Origin of the sequence: Azoarcus sp. DD4 (assembly GCF_006496635.1) — a bacterium.
Classification (GTDB): domain Bacteria; phylum Pseudomonadota; class Gammaproteobacteria; order Burkholderiales; family Rhodocyclaceae; genus Azoarcus.
Genome location: NZ_CP022958.1, coordinates 2,873,062 through 2,896,894, shown reverse-complemented (window position 1 = coordinate 2,896,894; position 23,833 = coordinate 2,873,062). Strand labels below are relative to the sequence as shown.

Here is a 23,833-nt window from a genome sequence, read left to right as displayed (position 1 = left end):
TCCACGACGGCCGCCCGGCTGTCGTGGGCTACCTGCAACGAGATAGGACGCAACGCTACGCGCCCATCTCGTGTGGGGTTCTCTTATTCCTCGACGTGGCGCAGCGACAGATCGAGCGCGCGGACGTCTTTCGTCAGGCTGCCGATAGAGATGCGGTCGACGCCGGTTTCTGCAATGGCTCGCACCTTTTCCAGGCTGACGCCGCCGGACGCTTCGAGCTCGGCACGGCCGGCGGTAATCCTGACCGCCTCGCGCATCTGCTCAAGACTCATGTTGTCCAGCAGCACCATGGTCACGCCGGCATCGAGTGCCTCGTGCAACTGCTCGAGGCTTTCGACCTCGACCTCGATGAAAACGTTCGAGGGTGCGATGGTTCGCGCCTTCTCAACCACCTGACGGATGCCGCCGGCCGCGATGATGTGGTTTTCCTTTACCAGAATGCCGTCGTAAAGACCAACCCGGTGATTGGTCCCGCCGCCGACCGACACTGCATACTTCTGTGCCAGACGCAGGCCGGGCAAGGTCTTGCGCGTATCGACGATCCGGGCGCGCGTGCCCGCCACGGCGTCGACGAAGCGCCGCGTGACGGTCGCGGTACCCGACAGCAGCTGCAGGAAGTTCAGTGCCGTGCGCTCGGCCGTCAGCAGCACGCGCGCGCTGGCGTCGACTTCGCACAGCAGCTGGCCGGCCTCGACCCTTTCACCGTCCCTGACGTGCCATAGCACCGATGCGGTGGGACTAAGCGCGGCGAAGGTCGCGTCGAACCAGGCCGTACCGCAGATGACCGCCTCCTCGCGCGTGATGACGCGGCCGCGGGCTTCGGTGTCCGCCGCAATGAGTCGCGCGGTGAGGTCGCCGGTACCGATGTCCTCCGCCAGGGATGCGGAAACATTGCGCTGAATTTCGACGCGGAGTTGCTCGGAGAGGCTCATGACGGTTCGGGCGAGTTACGAGAGCGGCGATTCTAGCACCAGCACGCCGTGGGCCCGAGCCTACCTGACTCGCCGAACACGGTATTCAGGCCTTGTGGCGGCCGGCTGCCGGTGCACGGCGGCTGTCGATGGCGATGATGGCGCCAGCGGTGGCGATGGTCAGGATGCCCAGCATGGCCGCACCATCAGGAACGTGATCGAACGCGATCCAGCCGACCACCGTCGCCCACACCAGCTGAACATACAGGATGGGGGAGAGTACCGATGCCGGCGCTTCACGGAATGCCCGGGTGAGCAGGAAGTGACCGATGCCACCCCAGGCGCCGAGCGATACGATCATGAGGCCGTCGAGCAGATTGGGCAGGGGACCGGCCCAGATCCACGGCAGTGCAGCCGACATCGCCACGGTGCCTATCATCGCCGTGTAAAACAGCATGGTCACCGGATTCTCGGTAGGCGACAGTTGTCGGGTGAGGATCTGATAGGCGGCATAGGAAAAGGCACCGCCGAGCGCAAGCATGACGCCTTCCTTGACCAGTCCGCTACCCGGGCGGGCGATCAGCAGCACGCCGACGAAGCCGATCAGCACCGCGATCCAGCGCAGCACGCCGATGTGTTCGCCGAGCAGAGGCCGCGCGCACAACGTGACGATCAAGGGTGCAGCAAAGACGATGGCGGTAGTTTCGGCAAGCGGCATGCGGGTGAGGGCGGCGATGCCGAAGAAGGTGGTGCCGAGCAGGAAGATCGCGCGCACGATCTGACGGGCGGGGCGGTTGGTGGCAACCAGCCGCCAACGCATGGACGGCGCGAGAAATATCATCATGAGTACGAAGTGGGCTGCGTAGCGAGCCCAAACCAGCATCGGGACCGGGTAGGTCTTGCCCAGGTGCTTGGCGGTCGCATCGAGCAATACGAAGAAGAAAAGGGCGCCGAGCAGGAGGAAAATGGCGCGGAACAGATGCGATGAGGGTTCAGACATCAGGGGGCTTATGTTGTTGTTTTCGGGAAAAGGTGAGATTCAGCCGGCACCTTCCACGTAGTAATCCAGACGGCCGCGCGGTGCAAGGTATTCGACAACCTCCATCGGCAGTTTCGCGGGGCTGAGTGCGCCCTCGACCTTGAGCTCGACCTCCTTCAGGTCGAGCAGCATCGCCTCGCCGCGGGGAATGTCGGGATCATGCAGCATTACCAGTGGCCGCAACAGATCGTCCGGATGCGTTTCCACCACGAGGCCGACTGCGGCATTGGAAAGGCGGACAAAGGTGCCTGGCGGATAGACGCCGAGCGTCTTCACGAACAGTTGCAGCAGAGCGGGATCGAAGAGTCGGCTGTCGGTACCGAACATCTGGCGCAAGGCTTCGGCGGGCGTTTTCGCGCCGTGAAGGTCGAAAGGGTTGCAGAGGTTGTCGTATCGGTTGGCGATGGCGACGATGCGCGCCAGCCGGGGGATTTTCTCGCCTGTCAGGGCGTTGGGGAAGCCGCTTCCATCCCAGCATTCGTGATGACATGCAAGGATGTTGCGCACCGGCACGGCGATATCCCTCACCGCCGCCAGCGCCTTGATGCCATAGCCGATATGCGCGCGATAGAAGGCCTCTTCCGGCGGCGTGCGGTTGGCGGTGCGCAGGATGCGCGGCGGGATCTCCATCTTTCCGAGATCGTGCAGCAGGCCGCCGACGCCAAGCAGTCGCAGGTCCTCTGCTGGCAACCTGGCTGCGCGCCCCAGCAGCAGCGACAACACCATCACATTGAGGGCATGGGAGGCCATGCCTGCCTCACGCGCTTTCTGGTTGACGAGATGGATCACCATGCTCTCGGCACCGATGAGTCCATCGACGATACGCCCGACGAGCGCCTTTGAGCCGGCGTGGGCTTCGGTCGCGCGCGCGGGAAAACCCTTGAGGATGTCGCCGGCAGCGATCGTTGCCTGTTCGAACTGGCGCTCCCGCCGTGCCAGGTTCTCGCGGCGCTCGCGTACGGCCTCCAGACGGGCGCGTTTTTCGTCTAGCATGCCGGCCAGCGCAGCCGCGGCGAAGTCGTCGCTACCCGGAACGGGGGGCTCGGCAGCCTGCTCGGGAAGTGGTTGTACGCTGCTGCGGGCGGGATCCCAGTCGATGGTGCCCAGCCCCAGTTCCCGCAGGGTCTGGATCTGCTTGGCGCTGGATATCCGGAATTCGTTGAGCAGAAACGGGTGTCGCATCCAGCCTAGCGAGGCGAGCGAGATGTAGATGCCGGGCTGGAGACGGTCGACGCTGAGTTTCTGCATAGGCTGCGGAGCCAGACTTGGAGACGGTGCACGTTGGGCGAAAAGCTTCCCGATTGTAAGCCCCGCTTCGATGAAATTCGCCGCTTGCGTGCGGCAAAGCTCACGCCGTGCCTGAAAGATGCCGGGCAGGGGCGGGGTTCAACTCACCGCGCGATTGCGCTCGACCAGCCAGCCGTTGAACACGCCACGGGCAGCGTCGATGACCTCGCTCGCGCTGAGACCGATGGGCCCGACGCCCTCACGGGCAAGGCGGTCGGCCGCCGCTCCATGCAGATGCACGCCGGCAATCAGGGCTTCCTCCGCAGGCCAACCCTGGGCGAGCAGGCTGACCAGCAGGCCGGTGAGAACGTCTCCCATGCCGGCGGTCGCCATACCCGGGTGCCCCGTACCGTTGATGAACCAGTGCTCGTCCGGCGTGGCGATGATGCTGCCGCAGCCCTTGAGCACGACATAGGCGCGGAAGCGCCGCGCCAGTTCGCGCGCTGCCGCAACGCGATCGAGTTGGACCGTCGCGGTGTCGCTGCCGAGCAGACGAGCGGCCTCGGCCGGATGCGGCGTCAACATGGTGGGCGCCTTACGTGCAAGCAGTGCGGTACGCAGTTCTTCGTGGCGCGAGATGAGGTTGAGCGCGTCGGCGTCGAGCACCAGCGGCGTGTCATCGCGTTCGAGCGCGGACGCCAGCAGCTGCTGTGCACGTAGGCTGGTGCCCAGCCCGGGGCCGGCCGCGAGGGCGGTCAATGATCCCGGCAGCGCGTCGGCAGGACGCAGCATCAGCTCAGGGTGGAGTACATCCACCGTCGGCGCTGCCGGATCGAGAACTCCCCCGTATACTCGGCCGGCCCCCAGCCATAGTGCCGCACGGGCGGCCAGCAGCGCCGCCCCAGTCATGCCGGCATCGCCACCGAGTACACCGGCGTCGCCATGGCGGCCTTTGTGGGTGTTGCGCGGGCGCGGCAACAAGAGATGGGAAAACAGGTTCGGCCGTACGACCTTGCCGGCGCCTGGCAGCCAGGCAGTGGCATCGATTTCGAGGCGTTGGACCGAAATCTCGCCGCAGTAGTCAGGACCGTCCAGTGTAAGAAGGCCAGGTTTGAGACTGATGAAGGTGGTGGTGTGGGTGGCGCGAAAGGTCTCTCCCAGCGGCCGGCCAGAGTCGGCGTCGAGCCCGCTGGGGATGTCTAGTGCCATCCGCGGGGCATGGAGGGCGTTGAGCGCCTGGATCCATCTCGCCATCTTGCCGACTATAGGTCGCGCCAGACCGATGCCGAACAGGGCGTCTACAATCAGCGCCCAGCCGTTGGCGGGGGCGTCCGGAATATCGGCCAGCGTGCTGCCGCCGACATTGACGAAATCCGCATAGGCCTTGGCCGCTTCGGCGGGGAGTGCATCGGCGCTGCCGGCAAAGGCAACGACAGCCTCGCGTCCGGCCTGCAGCAACTGGCGCGCCATGACGAAACCGTCACCACCGTTGTTGCCTGGACCACAGGCGATCAGGATGGGGCCCGGCCTGTCCATGATGAGACGGACGGCGTCCTCAGCCGCAGCTCGTCCGGCACGCTCCATCAGCGACGGTCGGGCACTGGGGGTCAGCTTCCCTTCGATGGCGCGGATTCCGGCGACCGGGTAGATGGGGAGGGCAGGCGCGAACATCGGCGAAACTCCGTCTGGATGCGACACGTTAGGGGCGCCGATTCTACAGCCTGCTCAGCCTGGACCGTTGCCTCTACGCTTTTCCAACCGGGTTTCGTGTACGAGTTCGACGCCACCATGTTCATCGACCGCTTCCAGCCGGACGGTGAAGCCCCACAGCCGGGCGATGTGCTTGAGCACTTCCTCGGTGGTCCCAGCCAGCATGCGCCGGCGGTACTCCTGATGACGCAGTGTGAGCGAACGGTCGCCGCGCAGATCGACGTTCCAGACCTGGATGTTGGGTTCGCGACTGCCGAGGTTGTACTGGTCGGACATGATTTCCCGCAGGCGCCGGAACCCGGCATCGTCGTGAATCGCCGATACCTTGAGTTTGTCCTGATGGTCATCGTCCAGCACTGCGAACAGACGGAAGTCTCGCATCAGCTTCGGTGAGAGATACTGCGCGATGAAGCTCTCGTCCTTGAAGTTGCGCATGGCGAAATCGAAGGTCTCGCGCCACTCGCTGCCAGCGATGTCGGGGAACCAGCGCCGGTCTTCCTCGGTCGGGTTCTCGCAGATCCGGCGGATGTCCTGCCACATGGCAAAGCCAAGCGCGTAAGGGTTGATGCCGTTGTACCAGCGCACGTTGTAGGGCGGCTGGTAGACGACGTTGGTGTGCGACTGAAGGAACTCCAGCATGAAGCTGTCCGAGAGCAGGCCTTCGTCGTAGAGTGTGTTGAGCAGCGTGTAGTGCCAGAAGGTGGCCCAGCCCTCGTTCATCACCTGGGTCTGGCGCTGCGGGAAGAAGTACTGCGCGATCTTGCGGACGATGCGCACCACTTCGCGTTGCCATGGTTCGAGCAGCGGTGCGTTCTTCTCGATGAAGTAGAGCAGGTTCTCTTCGGGTTCGTCGGGAAAGCGGCGTTCGGCAGTTGCACCCGCACGGGCTTCTGTGTGCGGCAGCGTACGCCACAGGTCGTTGACCTGGCCCTGCAGATACTCCTCGCGTTCGGCCTGGCGCAGCTTTTCCTTCGCGAGCGAAAGTTTGGGTGGACGTTTGTAGCGATCCACGCCGAGGTTCATCAGCGCGTGACAGGAGTCGAGCAGCAGCTCGACTTCCTCCTCGCCGTAGCGCTCCTCGCAGCGGGCGATGTAGTTACGGGCGAAGACGAGGTAGTCGATGATGGCGTCCGCATTGGTCCAGGTGCGGAACATGTAGTTGCCCTTGAAGAAGCTGTTGTGGCCATAGGCCGCGTGGGCAATCACCAGGCCCTGCATCGGCAGGGTGTTCTCTTCCATCAGGTAGGCGATGCAGGGGTTGGAGTTGATGACGATCTCGTAGGCGAGCCCCATCTGGCCACGCCGGTAGCCCTTTTCGGTAGACAGGAAGTGCTTGCCGAAGGACCAGTGGTGGTAGTTCACCGGCATGCCTACCGAGGCATAGGCATCCATCATCTGTTCGGCGGTGATGATCTCGATCTGTACCGGATAGGTGTCGAGCCCATAGTCTGCGGCAACGCGCGCGATCTCGGTGTGGTAGCGGTCGATCGCCTCGAACGACCATTCTGAACCGCTCGGCAGCGGGGGCATCTTCTTCGCGGATCGCTTCATGCGAGGGTCTTCTTGAAGAGTTCTCTGAATACCGGATAGATGTCGGCCGGCTTCTCGATGCGCTGCATGGCGAAGTTGGTATGGAAGCCTTGCAGCTTCTCGTACTCCCGCCAGAGGTTCTGAGGCTCTCCCGGAGTGATTTCGATGTAGGCGAAGTACTGGCACCAGGGCAGGATGTCGTTGCCGAGCACGTCCTTGCAGATCGGCGAATCGTTGTCCCAGTTATCGCCGTCCGAAGCCTGGGCACCATAAATGTTCCACTGGCCGCCGGCGTAACGTTCGCGGATCACGTCACGCATCAGGTTGAGCGCGCTCGATACCACCGTGCCGCCGGATTCGCGAGAGTGGAAGAACTCGTCCTCGTCGGTCTCCTTGGCGACGGTGTGATGGCGGATGAAGACAACGTCGATGTGCTCGTAGGTACGATTGAGAAAGAGGTAGAGCAGCATGAAGAAGCGTTTGGCAGTCGCCTTCTTCTCCTCGTCCATCGAGCCGGAAACGTCCATCACGCAGAACATCACGGCCTGCGTGGTCGGCTGCGGTACCTTGATACGGTTGTTGTAGCGCAGGTCGAAGCTGTCGATGAAAGGAATGCTCTCGATCTTCACCCGTAGCTTGCCGATCTCGTCGCGCAGTGCGCGCACCTCGTCGCTACCGTCGCCGAAACGGAGAAGAGCCTCGTCCAGTTCTTTTTGCAATTCCCGCAGCCGGGTGTTGTAAGGAGACCCCAGTGCGAGCCGACGGCCAAGTGCACCACGCATGGAACGCACGATGTTGATGTTGGCCGGCACGCCACTGGAGGTGAAGCCGGCGCGCTGGGTCTTGAAGTCCGTGATGCGCGCGAGCTGTGTGCGCACGAGGTTGGGCAGGGCCAGGTCGTCGAAGAAAATGTCGAGGAATTCCTCGCGCGAGAGCTGGAAGACAAAGTCGTCCTCGCCTTCGCCCTCGTTGCTCGCCTTGCCGCTGCCCGAACCGCCCGACCCGCCGCCCAGCGGCCGGTTGATCAGATCCCCGCCGGAGAACTGGTCGTTGCCCGCATATACCTGTTCCCAGATGCCGCCCTTGCCGTGCTGGAAGTGCGGCTCGGCGAGATCGCGGGCGGGAATGGAGACTTGCTCGCCGTTGTCGAGGTCACGTATGGAGCGGCCTTGAATCGCCTCGGAAACCGCCTTGCGGATCTGTTGTTTGAACCGCCGCACGAAACGCTGGCGGTTGACCGCGCTCTTGTTCTTGCTGTCGAAGCGTCTGTCGATGATGCGGACCATGCCTCCTCCTCGGTGGGTGCTGCCGCACCGGCATGGTGCGGCAGGCGGGGCTTCGCACTCTTACGACGACTTTCTGACGCGCAGGTACCATTCACACAAGAGGCGAACCTGCTTTTCGGTATATCCCTTCTCGATCATGCGATCGACGAAGTCCTGGTGCTTCTTCTGCTCGTCTGCGCTGGCCTTGGCGTTGAAGCTGATCACGGGCAGCAGATCTTCGGTATTGGAGAACATCTTCTTCTCGATGACGGCACGCAGCTTCTCGTAAGACGTCCAGCTCGGATTGCGGCCTTCGTTCTTCGCGCGGGCGCGCAGCACGAAATTCACCACCTCGTTACGGAAGTCCTTGGGATTGCTGATGCCCGCCGGTTTCTCGATTTTTTCGAGTTCGTCGTTCAGGGCTGAACGATCCAGGATTTCGCCGGTGTTCGGGTCGCGGAATTCCTGGTCCTGGATCCAGAAGTCGGCGTAGATCACATAACGGTCGAAGATGTTCTGACCGTATTCCGAATAGCTTTCGAGGTAAGCAGTCTGGATTTCCTTGCCGATGAATTCGGCATAGCGCGGCGCAAGGAATTCCTTGATGTAGCCCATGTAACGCGCTTCGGTTTCCGGTGGATACTGTTCCTGTTCGATCTGCTGTTCGAGTACGTACATCAGGTGCACAGGGTTGGCCGCAACTTCGCGGTGATCGAAGTTGAACACCTTCGACAGCACCTTGAAGGCGAAGCGGGTGGATAGGCCGGTCATGCCTTCATCTACGCCGGCGTAGTCGCGGTATTCCTGGTAGCTCTTCGCCTTGGGGTCGGTATCCTTGAGGTTCTCGCCGTCGTACACCCGCATCTTGGAATAGATGCTCGAGTTCTCAGGCTCCTTGAGCCGGGATAGTACCGAGAACTGCGCCATCATCTTCAAAGTGTCCGGCGCGCAGGGCGCCTCCGACAAGGAGCTGTGGGCAAGCAACTTGTCGTAGATACGAATTTCATCGGACATCCGCAGGCAATACGGAACCTTGACGGTGTAGATCCGGTCGAGGAACGCCTCGTTGTTCTTGTTGTTCTTGAAGGCGACCCATTCGGACTCGTTCGAGTGGGCCATCACGATGCCGTCGAACGGGATCGCGCCAAAGCCTTCCGTGCCCTTGTAGTTGCCTTCCTGGGTCGCCGTCAGCAAGGGGTGCAGCACCTTGATGGGCGCCTTGAACATTTCGACGAATTCGAGCAAGCCGCGGTTGGCAAGGCACAGCCCGCCAGAGTAGCTGTAGGCGTCGGGGTCGTCCTGCGAGTACTGCTCAAGCATGCGGATGTCGATCTTGCCGACCAGCGAGGAGATGTCCTGGTTGTTCTCGTCACCCGGTTCGGTCTTGGCGACGGCAACTTGCCGCAGTACCGAAGGATTGAGCTTGATCACGCGGAACTTGGTGATGTCGCCATTGAACTCGTGCAGCCGCTTGACTGCCCACGGACTCATGATGGTGTTGAGGTAGCGACGCTGGATGCCGTAGTCGTCCTCGAGAATTCGGCCGTCCTCTTCGACGTCGAACAGCCCCAGCGGCGATTCGTGTACCGGCGAGTCCTTGATCGCATAGAAAGGCACTTTCTCGATCAGGCTCTTCAGCTTCTCGGCCAGCGAGGACTTGCCGCCGCCAACCGGACCAAGCAGGTAGAGGATCTGTTTCTTTTCCTCCAGCCCCTGAGCTGCGTGTCGGAAATATGACACGATGTGCTCGATCACCTCTTCCATCCCGTAGAAGTCGCGGAAAGCTGGATAGAGCTTCAGCACCTTGTTCGAAAAGATGCGCGACAGACGTGGATCCAGTCGGGTGTCGACCAGCTCCGGCTCGCCGATCGCCATCAGCATGCGTTCGGCAGCCGTCGCGTACGCGGAGCGGTCGGTACGGCACAGCTCCAGGTATTCCTGAATCGACATCTCTTCTTCGCGTGCTGCTTCGAAACGTGCCTGATAGGCGTTGAAGATGCTCATCGGAAAACCTCCTTCCAAGGCGGGTCGATCCGACCCGAAGCGGGTACGTCACGAAAGACCGGCAAGTCGCAGCGACTAACCCCTCGTGGGCATTGGTCACTCCATCAGAGAGCCTTGCAGCGATGCGAGTTCCGCGTTCCGGCATGCAATTTTTCACTACACGCGGTGCATTCTCGACCCTGGATGGCTCTGGAAGGAAGGTGGGGGGGCTGTGCTAGAATCCGGATTTTCGCGCAACACGTCCGTTAGGCCGCAAAACCGCTGGCAGTCCGGTTTTCAGGTGGTGATAAGTGGCCGTGACGGCAGTACTTTTTTGACTTCTCAGGATCGTTTTAATGCAGACCAACCAGGAAATCCAGAGCCCGCTGAACGCGCTCGAGCGCCGTATCGACATGGCCGTCGCCGTTGCGGAGATCGACAAGGATGTGGAATCCCGCCTCAAGCGTATGGCCCGCACCGTAAAGATGCCGGGTTTCCGTCCCGGTAAGGTGCCGATGAAGATCGTCGCCCAGACCTACGGCCCACAAGCGCGTTCCGAGGCGATCGGTGCTGCCGTGGAACGTGCATTCGGTGAAAAGATCCGGGAACAGAACTTGCGTGTTGCTGGTTACCCGCGCATCGAGCCGAAGGAGTCCGGTAGCGAGGGGGCACTGGAGTTCAGTGCGGTCTTCGAGGTTTACCCGGAAGTCGTGCCGGGCGACCTGTCGGCGCAGACGATCGAGCGTCCGGCGCTGACCGTGGGCGATGCTGAGGTCGACAAGACGATCGACGTCCTCCGCAAGCAGCGCACCACGTTCGAAGCGACAGATCGAGCGGCTGAAGACGGTGATCGCGTGGTGATTGACTTCGCTGGTCGCAAGGATGGCGAGTTGTTCGAAGGCGGGCAGGCGGAAGACTTCCCGTTCGTGCTTGGTGCAGGTTCGATGCTGAAGGATTTCGAAGCGGCGGTGCTCGGCCTGACGGTGGGCGCGACCAAGACCTTCGACATGACCTTCCCGGACGATTACCACGCCAAGCATCTGGCGGGGCAGGCGGTGCAGTTCGAAATCACCGTCAAGAAGGTGGAAGCGCCCAAGTTGCCGGAAGTCGATGCCGATTTCGCCAAGGCGCTGGGCGTTGCAGATGGCGAGGTCGCCAAGCTGCGCGAGGAAGTGAAGGCGAACCTGGAGCGCGAAGTGAAGCGCCGCATCCAGGCGAAGGTGAAGGAACAGGTGATGGACGCGCTGCTGGCGGTCACCCCGATCGAAGTGCCGAAGGCGCTGGTCGAGGCCGAAGCAGGGCAGTTGGCGGAGAACGCCAAGCGTGACCTGGCCGCGCGCGGAATGGATACGAAGAACATTCCGGTAGAGCCGGCCTGGTTCGGCGATCAGGCGATGCGTCGGGTGAAGTTGGGCCTGATCATGGCAGAGCTGGTGAAGGGCAACGAGTTGCACGCCAAGCCGGAACAGATCCGTGCCTTGGTTGAAGAGATGGCGCAAAGCTACGAAGATCCCTCGGAGCTGGTGCGCTGGTACTACGCGCAGCCCGAGCGGCTGGCGCAGGCCGAAGCGGTGGTGATCGAAGACAACGTCGTGAACTGGGTGCTGTCCAAGGCTCAGGCGAGCGACAAGGCGATCGCTTTTGACGAACTGATGGGCAACGCTGCATAACCCACGGAAGAGAGACCATGAACAACGGAACACCACAGCACAGCAGCGCATGGGAGCCGGTCGGCCTCGGCCTGATCCCGATGGTAGTTGAACAGAGCGGCCGCGGCGAACGTTCTTATGACATTTACTCGCGTCTTCTCAAAGAGCGCGTGGTGTTCCTCGTTGGTCCGGTGAACGATGTCACCGCGAACCTCATCGTCGCGCAATTGCTGTTCCTTGAGTCCGAGAATCCGGACAAGGACATCTACTTCTACATCAACTCGCCGGGCGGTTCGGTGACGGCTGGCATGGCGATCTACGACACCATGCAGTTCATCAAGCCGCACGTCAGCACACTGTGCATTGGCCAGGCGGCGAGCATGGGCGCTTTCCTGCTGGCAGCGGGCGAGAAGGGCAAGCGTTTCTGCCTGCCCAACTCCCGGGTGATGATCCATCAGCCGCTGGGCGGCTTCCAGGGCCAGGCTTCCGACATCGAGATCCATGCTCGGGAAATCCTGTATCTGCGTGAACGTCTCAACGGCATGCTGGCCAAGCACACCGGCCAGACGGTGGAGCAGATCGAGAAGGACACCGATCGCGACAATTTCATGTCCGCAACCGCGGCCGTGGAGTACGGGCTGGTCGACAAGGTCCTGACGAGCCGCGCCGATACCTGAAACAGGAGAACCAGAAAATGACGGAAAAGAAGACGGGCGGCGAAAAGCTGCTTTACTGCTCGTTTTGTGGCAAGAGCCAGCACGAGGTGCGCAAGCTTATCGCAGGGCCGTCCGTCTTCATCTGCGACGAGTGCATCGAGCTGTGCAACGACATCATCCGTGATGAGATCGCGGGCACCGTCGAAGCGGAGGGCGTCAAGGGCAAGTTACCGACGCCGCACGAGATCTGCCAGATTCTCGACCAGTACGTCATCGGTCAGGCCCAGGCCAAGCGCAACTTGTCTGTTGCGGTTTACAACCACTACAAGCGCCTGCGGCACTTGAGCGGTCGCCAGGATGAGGTCGAGCTGTCGAAGTCGAACATCCTGCTGATCGGCCCGACCGGTTCGGGCAAGACCCTGCTGGCGCAGACCTTGGCGCGCCTGCTCAACGTTCCGTTCGTGATGGCCGACGCAACGACGCTGACCGAGGCCGGCTACGTGGGCGAGGACGTCGAGAACATCATCCAGAAGCTACTGCAGAAGTGTGACTACGACGTCGAGAAGGCGCAGCAGGGCATTGTCTATATCGACGAGATCGACAAGATTTCGCGCAAGTCGGATAACCCGTCCATCACGCGCGATGTGTCGGGCGAGGGCGTTCAGCAGGCGCTGCTGAAGCTGATCGAAGGCACCATAGCCTCGATCCCGCCGCAGGGTGGTCGCAAACATCCCAATCAGGATTTCATCCAGGTCGACACCACCAACGTGTTGTTTATCTGCGGCGGCGCTTTCGACGGCCTGGATAAGGTCATTCGTAATCGCACCGAGAAAATGGGGATCGGCTTCGGCGCCGAGGTCAAGAGCCGCCAGGGCAAGAACCTCACCGAAACCTTCCGTCAGGTCGAGCCGGAGGATCTCGTCAAGTTCGGCCTGATCCCGGAATTCGTCGGCCGCCTGCCTGTGGTGGCAACGCTGCAGGAACTGGATGAAGACGCACTGATCCAGATTCTTATCGAGCCGAAGAACGCCCTGGTCAAGCAATATCAGAAACTCTTTGCTATGGAAGGGGTCGACCTTGAAATCCGGCCGGCTGCGCTGCATGCGGTGGCACGCAAGGCCATCCGCCGGAAGACGGGCGCGCGCGGTCTTCGGTCGATTCTTGAGGCGGCCTTGCTGGACATCATGTACGACCTGCCGCAGATGGATGGCGTGGAGAAGGTTGTCGTCGACGAAGCTAGCATCGAGGAAGGAAGCAAGCCTCTGCTGATTTACGCAGAGCAACCGAAAGTCTCCGGTTCAAACTAAGACCGGTTCAACCCGCCGCTTGAATTTCCAGGTCATGCCCGCATATGGGCATGACTAAACTCGCAAGGAAACTGAAAATGTCGGGTCCCCTTGACCTCCCCAACGAACAAATGGAACTGCCACTGCTTCCGCTTAGGGACGTAGTGGTGTTCCCGCACATGGTCATTCCGCTGTTCGTCGGCCGTCCGAAGTCGATCAAGGCGCTGGAAAATGCCATGGAGGCGAGCAAGAGCATCCTGTTGGTGGCGCAGAAGTCCGCTGCCAAGGATGAGCCCAGCATCGAGGATCTCTACTCGATCGGCTGCGTCGCCAACATCCTCCAGATGCTCAAGTTGCCGGATGGCACGATCAAGGTTCTGGTCGAAGGCGTGCAGCGCGCGCGTATCGACTCGGTCGAGGATCTGCGCCAACTGTTTGTCGCCAAGGCAACGCCGATTCCGGTGCCGGAAGTCGACAACAACGAGGTCGAAGCGATGCGTCGCGCGATCATCGCCCAGTTCGACCAGTACGTTAAGCTGAACAAGAAGATTCCGCCGGAAATCTTGACTTCGCTCGCCGGTATCGAGGAGCCGGGTCGGCTTGCCGATACCATCGCCGCACATCTGCCGCTTAAGCTCGAGCAGAAGCAGGAAGTGCTCGAAATGTTCGACACCGGCGAGCGGCTGGACAAGCTGCTGACCCAGCTCGAAACCGAACTCGACATTCTCCAGGTTGAAAAGCGCATCCGCGGTCGCGTAAAGCGGCAGATGGAGAAGAGCCAGCGAGAGTACTACCTCAACGAGCAGGTCAAGGCAATTCAGAAAGAGCTCGGGGAAGGCGAGGAAGGCGCTGACCTCGAAGAGATGGACAAGAAGATCAAGGCCTCCGGCATGCCGAAGGAAGCCTTGGCCAAGGCCCAGGCCGAGTTCAAGAAGCTGCGCCTGATGTCGCCGATGTCCGCGGAGGCGACCGTCGTGCGCAACTACATCGAGACCCTGATCGGCCTGCCGTGGAAGAAGAAGTCGCGCGTCAGCAAGGATCTGGCTGAAGCCGAAAAGGTGCTCGACAAGGACCATTACGGTCTGGAGCGCGTCAAGGAACGCATCCTTGAGTATCTCGCGGTCCAGCAACGCGTGGACAAGGTCAAGGCGCCCATTCTGTGCTTGGTCGGTCCTCCGGGTGTAGGCAAGACTTCGCTCGGCCAGTCCATCGCCAAAGCGACGAACCGCAAGTTCGTGCGCATGGCCTTGGGGGGCGTGCGCGATGAAGCCGAGATTCGCGGCCACCGGCGTACCTATATCGGTTCGATGCCTGGCAAGATCCTGCAGAATATGAGCAAGGTCGGGGTGAAGAATCCGCTGTTCCTGCTCGACGAGGTGGACAAGCTCGGAATGGATTTTCGGGGCGATCCGTCGTCCGCCTTGCTGGAAGTGCTCGATCCGGAGCAGAACCATACGTTCCAGGACCACTACATCGAAGTCGACTTCGATCTGTCCGATGTAATGTTTGTTGCTACGGCGAATACCCTGAACGTTCCGGCGCCCTTGCTCGATCGCATGGAAGTGATCCGCCTGTCCGGTTACACGGAGGATGAGAAGGTCAATATCGCCCAGCGTTATCTGCTCCCGAAGCAGATCAAGAACAATGGCCTCAAGCGCGACGAGATCTCGGTGACCGAAGAAGCACTGCGCGATGTCTGCCGTTACTACACACGTGAGGCAGGTGTGCGTAGCCTTGAGCGCGAGATCTCCAAGATTTGCCGCAAGGTCGTGAAATCCCTGGTGCTCAAGGCGCGCTCGAGCAAGATCGTGGTCAACGCCAAGAATCTCGACAAGTACCTGGGCGTGCGCAAGTACAGCTTCGGGATGGCCGAGAAGGTAAACCAGATCGGACAGGTGACCGGTCTCGCCTGGACGGAGGTCGGTGGTGAGCTCCTGACGGTCGAAGCCGTTGCCTTGCCTGGCAAGGGCAAGATAATGACTACCGGTAAGCTTGGTGAGGTCATGCAGGAGTCGATCCAGGCTGCGCTGTCGGTCGTTCGTAAGCGGGCGAGCTCGCTCGGCATCAAGGGCGATTTCTATCAGAACAGCGATCTCCATATCCACCTGCCCGAAGGGGCCATCCCGAAGGACGGTCCGTCCGCTGGCATCGCGATCTCGACAGCGCTAGTGTCCGTCCTCTCCGGCATTCCGGTGCGTTGCGATGTGGCGATGACGGGTGAGATCACCTTGCGCGGTGAAGTGCTACCGATCGGCGGGCTCAAGGAAAAGTTGCTGGCGGCCGTCCGCGGCGGGATCCGGTCGGCGCTGATTCCCGAGGAGAACGTCAAGGATCTGGCCGAAATCCCGGACAATATCAAGAATGCAATTGAGATTGTTCCGGTCAAATGGATCGATCAGGTTTTGGAGCTCGCACTCGAGCGCAAACCGGAAGCGCTTCCCGAAGAACAGGATGTCGGGGCAGTCGGAACCAAAACAGAGGACGCTGCCTTGGGCGCCCAGAATCTTCGCGCTCACTGAGCTTTTCTCGCTTCCCTTGTAACGGTCAAGCCGTGCAGTGCGCAAACGCGCGTTGCACGGCTTGACACGTCTGTTTTTGGCGCGTTATAACGTCCATGCAGTTCGCAACGCACATGGAATGGCTCTGAACCCCGCGTCGTGCTTGGGTTTTGCGGGGATCAACCCAACGCAATCCAATCCGAGAAGGGGGTATTACGTGAACAAATCAGAACTGATTGAGGTCATTGCCAAGGATGCCGAACTGTCCAAGGCGTCGGCGGGCAAGGCGCTGGATGCCACGATCGCAGCGGTTAAGTTGGCGCTCAAGAAGAACGACTCCGTCACACTGGTTGGTTTTGGTACCTTCTATGTTGGCGAGCGTGCAGCGCGCACTGGCCGTAACCCCCGCACCGGCAAGAGCATCAAGATCAAGGCTGCCCAAGTACCCAAATTCAGGGCTGGCAAAGGCCTGAAAGATGCAGTAAACTGATGGGCTTGCTTTGGCCTGGTTTCAAACGGGCCGGTGCGGGTGCTTAGCTCAGTTGGTAGAGCGTCGCCCTTACAAGGCGAATGTCGGCGGTTCGACCCCGTCAGCACCCACCAGATTCAGCAAAAGCCGGTGTAGGTTGCCGGCTTTTGTTTGCCGGAAGTAGATGCTGGTTCGCGCTGAGTTGATGAAATCATCTTCTTGACGCGCGATGATCGGCCTCCTACAATTCGGCCTCTTCGCAAAAGGGGCGGTTAGCTCAGCGGTAGAGCACTGCCTTCACACGGCAGGGGTCACTGGTTCGATCCCAGTACCGCCCACCATCGATTTGGTGTACCCCTTTGACGAAGCGCTTCAAATACCGCAATGCGTGGGCGGTTAGCTCAGCGGTAGAGCACTGCCTTCACACGGCAGGGGTCACTGGTTCGATCCCAGTACCGCCCACCACACGATGAAGCCGGCATATGCCGGCTTTTTTCGTTTACGCCCGCATTAGCGCAATCGTTCTAAGGTTTTCGTCTGGGATTCCGTTCGCCCCACGCGGTACTCCCTGCACGACGCTACATGCAGGACCGCTATCAGGTGGTGGTCGATGTGGATTTGGAGAGGTCCTTCGACCGGGCAATTACGGTATCGTGGCTAGGCAGTTCGACGACAAGGCGGTGCTGTGGCCGATCGCCGCTACCTCGTGGCCAGGGTCATGGATGGCTGGGTCGTCATAGAGCGGCATGAGGGGACGACACAAGGCGGGCCGCTGAGACCGCTGCTGACCAGTGTGCTGCTCGACGAGGTGGATCGGGAGCTGGATAGGCGTGGCCACCGCGTCGTGCGGCAGCGGGTACCTATGCCGTAGAAGGGCGGACGAACCTGTCTTTTTCGAGCGGCTCTATCTGAAGGCCAGCGAGACCAAGACGGCGGTCGCAAGGTTCTGGGCTACACGTTGAGGCGGGAGGGGGGACCGGATCAAATGCGCCGTCACCGACAAGGCGTACCTCCAGCTTGCGCAGACCGGCGAACTCGACGCGCGGGTGTGTCACCAGCTGCTTGCGCTGCAGCGCAAGCAGCTGGCGTCGGGGCACGACGACATATCGGGAGTTGCTGGCAATGAGCCTGCCGAGAACCGACGCTCAGCTGGTCGCAGCGAACAGTCGCCGATGGTGTTACAACAACCGCCTCGCACCGAATCGAGCGATGCCAATCGCCTGCTTCGACCGACTTGCCGTGCCTTGACTCTCATAACCTCAACGACTCGAACCGCCCGGTGCGGACCCGCACGCCGGGTGGTGTGGGAGGGGCGTGGTCAGAGATCCTGACGACCTCTTTTCCGATTCGCCGGCGCATTTATTCGGCGGGTCGGACGCTAGCGTCCTTCGCGGAGATAGACTTGAGTCTTCATAATTGAGCCCTTGTCTCCATGCCGCGTGAACATCCCGTGATTCGATACGTCATTCGTCCGTCAAAACCGGCGGCACATCTGTTCCAGGTCAGTTGCATTGTTGAAGAGCCGGATCGGGAAGGTCAGGTCTTCCGATTGCCGGCATGGATTCCCGGTAGTTATATGATTCGGGAGTTCGCTCGCAATATCGTATCGATACATGCAGAGGTGGAAGGCAGAGCGGTAGCACTTGAAAAGATGGACAAGCACAGCTGGCGGACGGGGAAACTGCCCAAGGCGGGCGCCTTGACCTTAAGTTACGAGATCTATGCGTGGGACTTGTCGGTGCGCGCGGCCCACTTGGACGAATCGCACGCCTTTTTCAACGGAACCAGCGTCTTCCTCGCAGTTGAGAACTGCACTGATCAGCCTTGTCTGGTCGAACTGCTCCGCCCCGAGGGTAGCCGCTACCGCGGTTGGCGGGTTGCCACTGCACTTACGCCAGCGACTGGAATGAAGGGTGCTGCAAAATTGCGTGGTTTCGGCCTGTATCAGGCCAGCGACTACGATGAGTTGATAGATCACCCAGTGGAAATGGGGAACTTCGCACTCGCAAGTTTCGAGGCGGGAGGCGTTCCTCACGACATCGTACTTACCGGCAGACATGACTGCGACCTGGATCGTCTCAGTGCCGATCTCAAGCGGATTTGCGACTGGCAGAATGCCCTGTTCGGCGGGGGCGCACCGATGGATCGCTACGTCTTCATGGCAATGATAGTCGGCGATGGCTATGGCGGCCTTGAGCACAGGGCCTCAACCGCACTACTGGCAAGCCGCAAGGATCTGCCGTGGGCGGGCATGGGCAAACCCACTGATGGTTACAAGACCTTCCTCGGGCTTTGCAGTCACGAATACTTCCATACGTGGAACGTCAAACGCATCAAGCCGGCGGCCTTTGTGCCCTACGACCTCAGTGTCGAGAACTATACCCACTTGCTATGGGCGTTCGAGGGTTTCACCTCCTACTACGACGATCTCGCGCTGGTCAGGTCCGGCTTGCTCGGTCACGAGGAATATCTGGATCTGCTTGGCAAGACGATATCCAACGTGCACCGCGGGCCTGGTCGCTTGAAGCAGAGCGTTGCCGAATCATCGTTCGACGCTTGGATCAAGTACTACCGGCAGGACGAGAACTCACCGAACGCTATTGTCAGCTACTACCAGAAGGGCGCACTCATCGCGCTCGCGCTTGACCTGCAGTTGCGCAAAATGAGCGATGGTCAGATCAGTCTCGATGACGTCATGCGCATGCTGTGGGATAGACACGGGCTCACTGGAGTAGGCGTCGCGGAGGACGGCATCTTCACTGCTGTGGAAGACGTCGCGGGCGATGGCGGAAAGGCAGTGGCTCACTGGCTGAAAAGAGCGGTGAACGGTACGGAAGAACTGCCTCTGGCGCGTTTGCTCAGGGATGTCGGGGTCAGCTATCAGGCAGCCTCGGGCAGCAAGGCGCCATCGCTGGGCATCAAGACGGGGCAGGGAAACGGTGAAGTCAGGCTGGCGAGCGTGTTCGACGGCGGCCCGGCTCAACAATCAGGCCTTTCCGCGGGCGACACCCTGATCGCAATCGACGGGATCAAAGTGACATCGGGCAACTTCGACGAGCTTCTGGCGCGTAAAGCGCCCGGAACGGAGGTGGAGGTATTCGCCTTCCGCCGCGATGAACTCATGCGCTTCTGCGTCACACTGGCACCCCCTGCACAGGATACGATCAAGCTCGGACTGGCAGGCAAGGCCTCACCGGAAGCGAAGCGGCTGCGCAAGGGCTGGCTCGGCCCGGATCTGCCCAATAATTGATTCCGCTTTGATGGAGATTTCGATGGACAAAGTTCGCATCTATCATAACCCGCGTTGCGGAAAGAGCCGTTCCGCTTGTGCCCTTCTGGCAGAGCGCGGCGTCGACGCGGAGGTGGTTGAGTACCTGAAAACGCCACCTAGCAAGGACGAACTCCGTGCCCTGGTGGCGAAACTCGGCATGAAGCCCGCTGAGCTCGTACGGCGTGGAGAGGCGGTTTTCAAGGAGAACTACGCGGGAAAGCTGCTTGATGACGACGCCTGGATCGACGCGATGCTTGCCCATCCGATCCTGATTGAGCGTCCTATCGTTGTTCTGGGAGACAAGGCCATTGTCGGTCGTCCTCCCGAGCGCGTGCAGGAGTTGTTCGGAGTCTGAGTAGCTCGGCCTAGGCCCTGTTCAGGCTTTCGCGACCGGCTATGAGGCGCAGAAGACCGCCGAACAGGATCGAGGCCAGTATGGTCGCGAGTACGCCACCTTCCCAAAAACCGGCGACGCTTGGTGCCCCGGAGCGCTCGCCGGCATGGAAGCTCAACCAATACCCGCATCCGAGTCCGACGCCCCAAAAGCAGAGCGTATGCAGGGCCATGGGCAAAAGGGTCACCTTGTAGCCTCTCAGGGCATGCGACGCGACAGTCTGCGCGGCGTCGAACAGTTGGTATAGGCAGATGTAGGGCAGGAGCGCGATTGCGATCGCGCGTACCACGACGTCGTCTGTCGACAGCGCCATCAGCGGCTCCCGCGCGAACCACAAAAGGATGCCGACCAAGGTGGCCAGGCACGTACTCAACAGCAAACCCACCCGGACTACGGTCCGAGCGCGCTGCCAGTCATGGGCGCCGGCGGCCTGTCCCACCAGGACCAAGGTTGCGGTTGAGAGCGACAGTGGCAGCATGTACACGAGCGCGGCCAGGTTGGCGACGATGCGATGCCCCGCGACGGCCTCAGCACCAAGCCGCGCGACAAAGAGTGCGATCAGCGTGAACGAGGTGATCTCGATGAACGTCGACATCCCCATGGGCAGGCCAAGGCGCAGCAGGGCAAAAAGGCTCGCGGCTCGCGGTCCTCGCCAGTTGTGGAAGATCAGATATGTTCGATATGCCGGGTTGCGGCTCAGGTAGGAGATGCCGCAGCAGAGGCTGATCCAGGCGACAACGGATGTCGAGACTCCGCATCCTGTTGCGCCTAGGGCGTCGATGCCCAAATGACCGTTTGTCAGCGCCCACGCAAGGGGAACATGGATGGAGCTGGCGATCAGGCTGATCGCCATCAGGGCCCGCGGCCTGCCTACCGCGTTGTTGAAGGCGTAGAACGTCCGGTACAGCAGGATCGCCGGTAAACCGGCTGCTGTTGCGCGTAGATAGGTACTGACTTTTTCGCCTGTATCGGGGGGTACCCTCGCAAGCTCGAGCAGCATTTGCGGAAAGACAAGAATCAACGTGCCGGGCACAGCAAGCAGCAGGGCGAGCCAGAAGCCCTGTTGCAGAGTTGCACCGATCTCGGTATGGCGTCCGCCGCCGACGAGGTGGGCGACCGTCGGAGCCACCGACTGAAGAATGCCGACCAGCAGCATCAGCACCGATACGTAGAGACCGTTGCCGACTGCAACCGCGGCCAGATCCGTGGTGCCGTAGTGAGCGGCTATCGTGGTGTCGGCGACCATCATGCTCATTGACAGCAACTGCGCAACGAGGACGGGCCAGGTATGTCCGAGCAGTTGTCTTGCTGTGCTGCCGAAGGGGGCGGACGAGCGCATGCAAACGTCAGCGACGCGGGCTGAAGCGCATCTGCGCGATCGATTGGCGAGCGCTCACCCGCGGGCGACCAGCTTGTTCCGCCAGTAGCGCCAGGACAGGAAGCCGAACATGGCAGCCATGATGAGCCAGAATCCGACGCCCTGCCAGAAAGCGACTGGATCGGTGGCAAGGAAATAGTCGCGAGGCGGACGCACGAAGTGGATGCGCCCCTCGACCAGCGCTTTCGCCGCTGCTGCGAGCAGGCCCAGTGCGGGGGCAAACCAGATGACCAGCCCCGCACCCACGATGCAACGATCCGTGAGTGGCGTCTCTCGCGTACGCGGCAGATAGACGCTTTCCACGCCGTACCACACCGCAAGCAGGAAGCCGAGCGCGGCGGCGAGCGGTGCCACTGCAAGGACGCCACCGAATGCAGTGGCAGCGATCATGAAGATAGCGCCGTCGAGCGGCTGGATCAGGCTCCACAGCGCCGCGAGTGACGAGAACAACCAGATCGATGCTGGCAGGGTCACGACAAAAAGCAGCAGCGCCCATCGAGCCCGCCACCGGGCGATATCACCGGCGCGCCCGGTATCGGCAGTCTGGAGGAGTAGCGGCATGGTCAACGAATACCCGAGGGTCGGGCAACAGGAAAGAAGAGCGTCACCAGAGTTTACTACGTGGGCTCCTGCCGCCGGCTCGGGCCGGCCTGATTCGCACAGGAGCGGGGCGGAAAACAGCCTGTGGTGCTCGGAGGAACTGCGTCAGTTGTCCTTGCGGATCAGCCCGACCATGACGCCTTCGAGCACCAGTGGCGTGTTGCGCGTGTCGACAACGATGGGCGCGTAATCCGGGTTGGCCGGTAGCAACTCCACCGTTGTCCCCTTGCGCTGCAGCGTCTTGACCGTGACGTCGTCATCGACGCGGGCGACCACGATCTGTCCGTTGCGCGCTTCTACCGCGCGATGGACCGCGATCAGGTCGCCATCCAGAATGCCGGCGTCGCGCATGCTCATCCCGCGTACTCGTAGAAGATAGTCCGCACGTGGCGAAAACAGCGCCGGATCGAGTTGGTAACGGGCTTCGACATGTTCGGCGGCAAGGATGGGACTGCCTGCCGCAACGCGACCGACCAGCGGCAGACCGAGCGCTTCGGCCAGCCGGATACCGCGGGCCCTGCCTTCTTCAAGGAGGATCGCCCCTTTGGCTGCAAGGGCGCGCAGATGGGTTTCGGCCGCGTTGGGCGATCGAAAACCGAAAGCTGTGCACACCTCTGCTCGCGTGGGCGGACGCCCCTCGTTTTCGACGGTCTGGCGGATGAAATCGAGAATTTCCTGCTGTCTGGTAGTGAGTTGTTCGCTGCGGGCACTCATAGCGGCCTCCTTTGACTGTATTTTCGAACAGTATTCAGAAGCACGCAAGCCTTGTGTCGTCGCGAGGCTAGTCGCGAATTGACGCAGTGCGCCTTGAGGCCGGCCGGATTCTGAGCTATTCGTTCAGTCATCCGTGCCAGTCCACCATGAAGTCAGCTCTCGAGGAGTGTCGTCATGCATGCTTTCTCCGGCAGCATCCCCGCAGCCCAGGTCGGTAGAGTTCAGTCCGGGTCTCGGCTAGAATCGCCGGCAGCTCAGGGAGAACCCATGTTGCAGAGCGGACACCTCGCCCCCGACTTTTCCTTGCCGGACGCCGACATGGAAGACTTCAGCCTGGCAGGTGAGCGCAACCGTCACCATGTGGTCCTCTATTTTTATCCCCGCGACAACACGCCGGGCTGTACGCTTCAGGCTGCTGATTTCAGCGATCATGAAGCGGATTTTGCCCGCCACGACTGCATCGTCGTGGGTGTGAGTCCCGACGACTGCCTCACCCATGCAGAGTTTCGCGACCAGCATGGGCTGTCGATCCGGCTGCTTTCGGATACTGAAACCGAGGTTTGCCGGCTTTACCATGTGTGGCAACAGAAGGAAGTCGACGGTGTGAAGAAGATGGGCGTGGCGAGGACGACCTTCATCATCGACAAGCAGGGCGTCATCCGCCACGTGCTCCGTGACGTCACACCCCGTGGCCACGCTGCCGCGGTTTTCAAACTGGTCAAGGAACTGGAATCCGACAATGCAAACGGAAATCGTCAAGAACAGCGTGGTTACGCTCAAGTACACCGTCCATGACGCGGATGGCAACATGGTCGACGACGGTCAGCACCCGCTGACCTATCTGCACGGCGGTTACGACGGCATCTTCCCTGTGCTTGAAGAAGCCCTGCACGGCAAGAAGCTGGGCGAACAGCTCACCATCAAACTGCAGCCCGAAGATGCCTTCGGCGATTACGACGAAGAACTCGTCATGATCGAAGACGCCTCCCTGTTCCCCGAGAATATCGAGGTCGGCATGTCCTTCGAGCGCGTGACTGACGATGGCGAAGAGGAAGTGATCTACCGGATCACCGATATTGCCGAAGGCAAGGTCGTAGTCGATGGCAACCATCCGCTGGCCGGCATCGCGCTGGTGTTCGATGTGACCGTTGCCGAGGTGCGTCCGGCAACGGCCGAGGAAATCGGCCATGGCCACGTGCATGGCCCGGGCGGGCATCACCACTAAGTCTGATCAGGGGGCCGCGAAAGCGGCC

At 61.1% G+C, this 23,833-nt stretch carries 19 protein-coding genes and 3 tRNA genes; 12 read left to right on the top strand and 10 right to left on the bottom strand.

The genetic code is table 11. The annotated features are described in order from the left end of the window. Positions 1–83 precede the first annotated feature (83 nt). The 7 genes from nadC to CJ010_RS13315 all read right to left on the bottom strand — a co-directional run bounded on the left by nadC (position 84) and on the right by CJ010_RS13315 (position 9,686). Positions 84–932, bottom strand: coding sequence for a carboxylating nicotinate-nucleotide diphosphorylase (nadC, locus tag CJ010_RS13345; RefSeq protein ID WP_141018487.1), 849 nt, complete (start codon positions 930–932; stop codon positions 84–86). Positions 933–1,017: 85 nt separating this feature from the next. After that, on the bottom strand, positions 1,018–1,911 hold the full coding sequence (locus CJ010_RS13340) for a DMT family transporter (protein ID WP_141018486.1): 894 nt from the start codon (positions 1,909–1,911) through the stop codon (positions 1,018–1,020). A 39-nt stretch (positions 1,912–1,950) separates the two neighbouring features. Continuing rightward, positions 1,951–3,198 (bottom strand): HD-GYP domain-containing protein, encoded by a 1,248-nt coding sequence (locus CJ010_RS13335; protein WP_141018485.1) that lies wholly within the window; start codon positions 3,196–3,198, stop codon positions 1,951–1,953. Positions 3,199–3,336: 138 nt separating this feature from the next. Next, positions 3,337–4,848: an NAD(P)H-hydrate dehydratase gene (locus CJ010_RS13330; protein ID WP_141018484.1), complete on the bottom strand. Its 1,512-nt coding sequence runs from the start codon at positions 4,846–4,848 to the stop codon at positions 3,337–3,339. A 54-nt stretch (positions 4,849–4,902) separates the two neighbouring features. Further along, positions 4,903–6,438: a SpoVR family protein gene (locus CJ010_RS13325; protein ID WP_141018483.1), complete on the bottom strand. Its 1,536-nt coding sequence runs from the start codon at positions 6,436–6,438 to the stop codon at positions 4,903–4,905. Then, positions 6,435–7,703 (bottom strand): YeaH/YhbH family protein, encoded by a 1,269-nt coding sequence (locus tag CJ010_RS13320; protein WP_141018482.1) that lies wholly within the window; start codon positions 7,701–7,703, stop codon positions 6,435–6,437. The genes CJ010_RS13325 and CJ010_RS13320 overlap by 4 nt, the downstream gene beginning before the upstream one ends. A gap of 60 nt (positions 7,704–7,763) precedes the next feature. Then, a complete protein-coding gene (locus CJ010_RS13315) occupies positions 7,764–9,686 on the bottom strand; it encodes a PrkA family serine protein kinase (RefSeq protein WP_141018481.1) in 1,923 nt (640 codons plus the stop codon). Between the two features lie 335 nt (positions 9,687–10,021). On the opposite strand from CJ010_RS13315, the gene tig reads away from it, so the two are divergent. The 10 genes from tig (at position 10,022) to arsC (ending at position 19,849) form a co-directional block, all read left to right on the top strand. Then, complete coding sequence (tig, locus tag CJ010_RS13310; RefSeq protein ID WP_141018480.1) at positions 10,022–11,335, top strand: trigger factor; 1,314 nt, start codon at positions 10,022–10,024, stop codon at positions 11,333–11,335. Between the two features lie 17 nt (positions 11,336–11,352). Next, entirely contained in the window at positions 11,353–11,991 is a 639-nt protein-coding gene (gene clpP / locus CJ010_RS13305; protein ID WP_141018479.1) for an ATP-dependent Clp endopeptidase proteolytic subunit ClpP, read from the top strand. 17 nt (positions 11,992–12,008) lie between these two features. Further along, a complete protein-coding gene (clpX, locus tag CJ010_RS13300) occupies positions 12,009–13,277 on the top strand; it encodes an ATP-dependent Clp protease ATP-binding subunit ClpX (RefSeq protein WP_141018478.1) in 1,269 nt (422 codons plus the stop codon). Between the two features lie 77 nt (positions 13,278–13,354). Then, a complete protein-coding gene (gene lon, locus CJ010_RS13295; RefSeq protein ID WP_141020694.1) occupies positions 13,355–15,775 on the top strand; it encodes an endopeptidase La in 2,421 nt (806 codons plus the stop codon). Positions 15,776–15,971: 196 nt separating this feature from the next. Next, complete coding sequence (locus CJ010_RS13290; protein WP_141018477.1) at positions 15,972–16,244, top strand: HU family DNA-binding protein; 273 nt, start codon at positions 15,972–15,974, stop codon at positions 16,242–16,244. A 37-nt stretch (positions 16,245–16,281) separates the two neighbouring features. Then, a tRNA-Val gene (locus CJ010_RS13285) sits at positions 16,282–16,357 on the top strand. 132 nt (positions 16,358–16,489) lie between these two features. Further along, positions 16,490–16,564: transfer RNA gene (locus CJ010_RS13280), tRNA-Val, on the top strand. A 49-nt stretch (positions 16,565–16,613) separates the two neighbouring features. Further along, positions 16,614–16,688, top strand: a tRNA-Val gene (locus tag CJ010_RS13275). A 967-nt stretch (positions 16,689–17,655) separates the two neighbouring features. After that, the gene (locus CJ010_RS13270) at positions 17,656–19,473 is read left to right on the top strand and encodes a M61 family metallopeptidase (protein WP_141018476.1); all 1,818 of its coding nucleotides are present in this window, start codon (positions 17,656–17,658) and stop codon (positions 19,471–19,473) included. Positions 19,474–19,495: 22 nt separating this feature from the next. Continuing rightward, a complete protein-coding gene (gene arsC / locus CJ010_RS13265) occupies positions 19,496–19,849 on the top strand; it encodes an arsenate reductase (glutaredoxin) (RefSeq protein WP_141018475.1) in 354 nt (117 codons plus the stop codon). A gap of 10 nt (positions 19,850–19,859) precedes the next feature. Here arsC and CJ010_RS13260 read toward each other — a convergent pair whose 3' ends face one another. The 3 genes from CJ010_RS13260 to lexA all read right to left on the bottom strand — a co-directional run bounded on the left by CJ010_RS13260 (position 19,860) and on the right by lexA (position 22,580). Further along, positions 19,860–21,227, bottom strand: a complete 1,368-nt coding sequence (locus tag CJ010_RS13260; protein ID WP_141018474.1) for an MATE family efflux transporter — start codon at positions 21,225–21,227, stop codon at positions 19,860–19,862. Between the two features lie 54 nt (positions 21,228–21,281). Then, positions 21,282–21,827 (bottom strand): hypothetical protein, encoded by a 546-nt coding sequence (locus CJ010_RS13255; protein WP_141020693.1) that lies wholly within the window; start codon positions 21,825–21,827, stop codon positions 21,282–21,284. Between the two features lie 144 nt (positions 21,828–21,971). Further along, complete coding sequence (gene lexA / locus CJ010_RS13250) at positions 21,972–22,580, bottom strand: transcriptional repressor LexA (RefSeq protein ID WP_141018473.1); 609 nt, start codon at positions 22,578–22,580, stop codon at positions 21,972–21,974. Positions 22,581–22,847: 267 nt separating this feature from the next. Here lexA and CJ010_RS13245 point away from each other — a divergent pair, with 267 nt between their 5' ends. Continuing rightward, positions 22,848–23,375 carry a peroxiredoxin gene (locus tag CJ010_RS13245; protein WP_141018472.1) on the top strand — a complete coding sequence of 176 codons (528 nt, stop codon included), beginning with the start codon at positions 22,848–22,850 and terminating at the stop codon, positions 23,373–23,375. Further along, positions 23,320–23,805 carry a peptidylprolyl isomerase gene (locus CJ010_RS13240; RefSeq protein ID WP_141018471.1) on the top strand — a complete coding sequence of 162 codons (486 nt, stop codon included), beginning with the start codon at positions 23,320–23,322 and terminating at the stop codon, positions 23,803–23,805. Before CJ010_RS13245 ends, CJ010_RS13240 begins: the two co-directional genes overlap by 56 nt. The last annotated feature ends 28 nt before the right edge of the window (positions 23,806–23,833 follow it).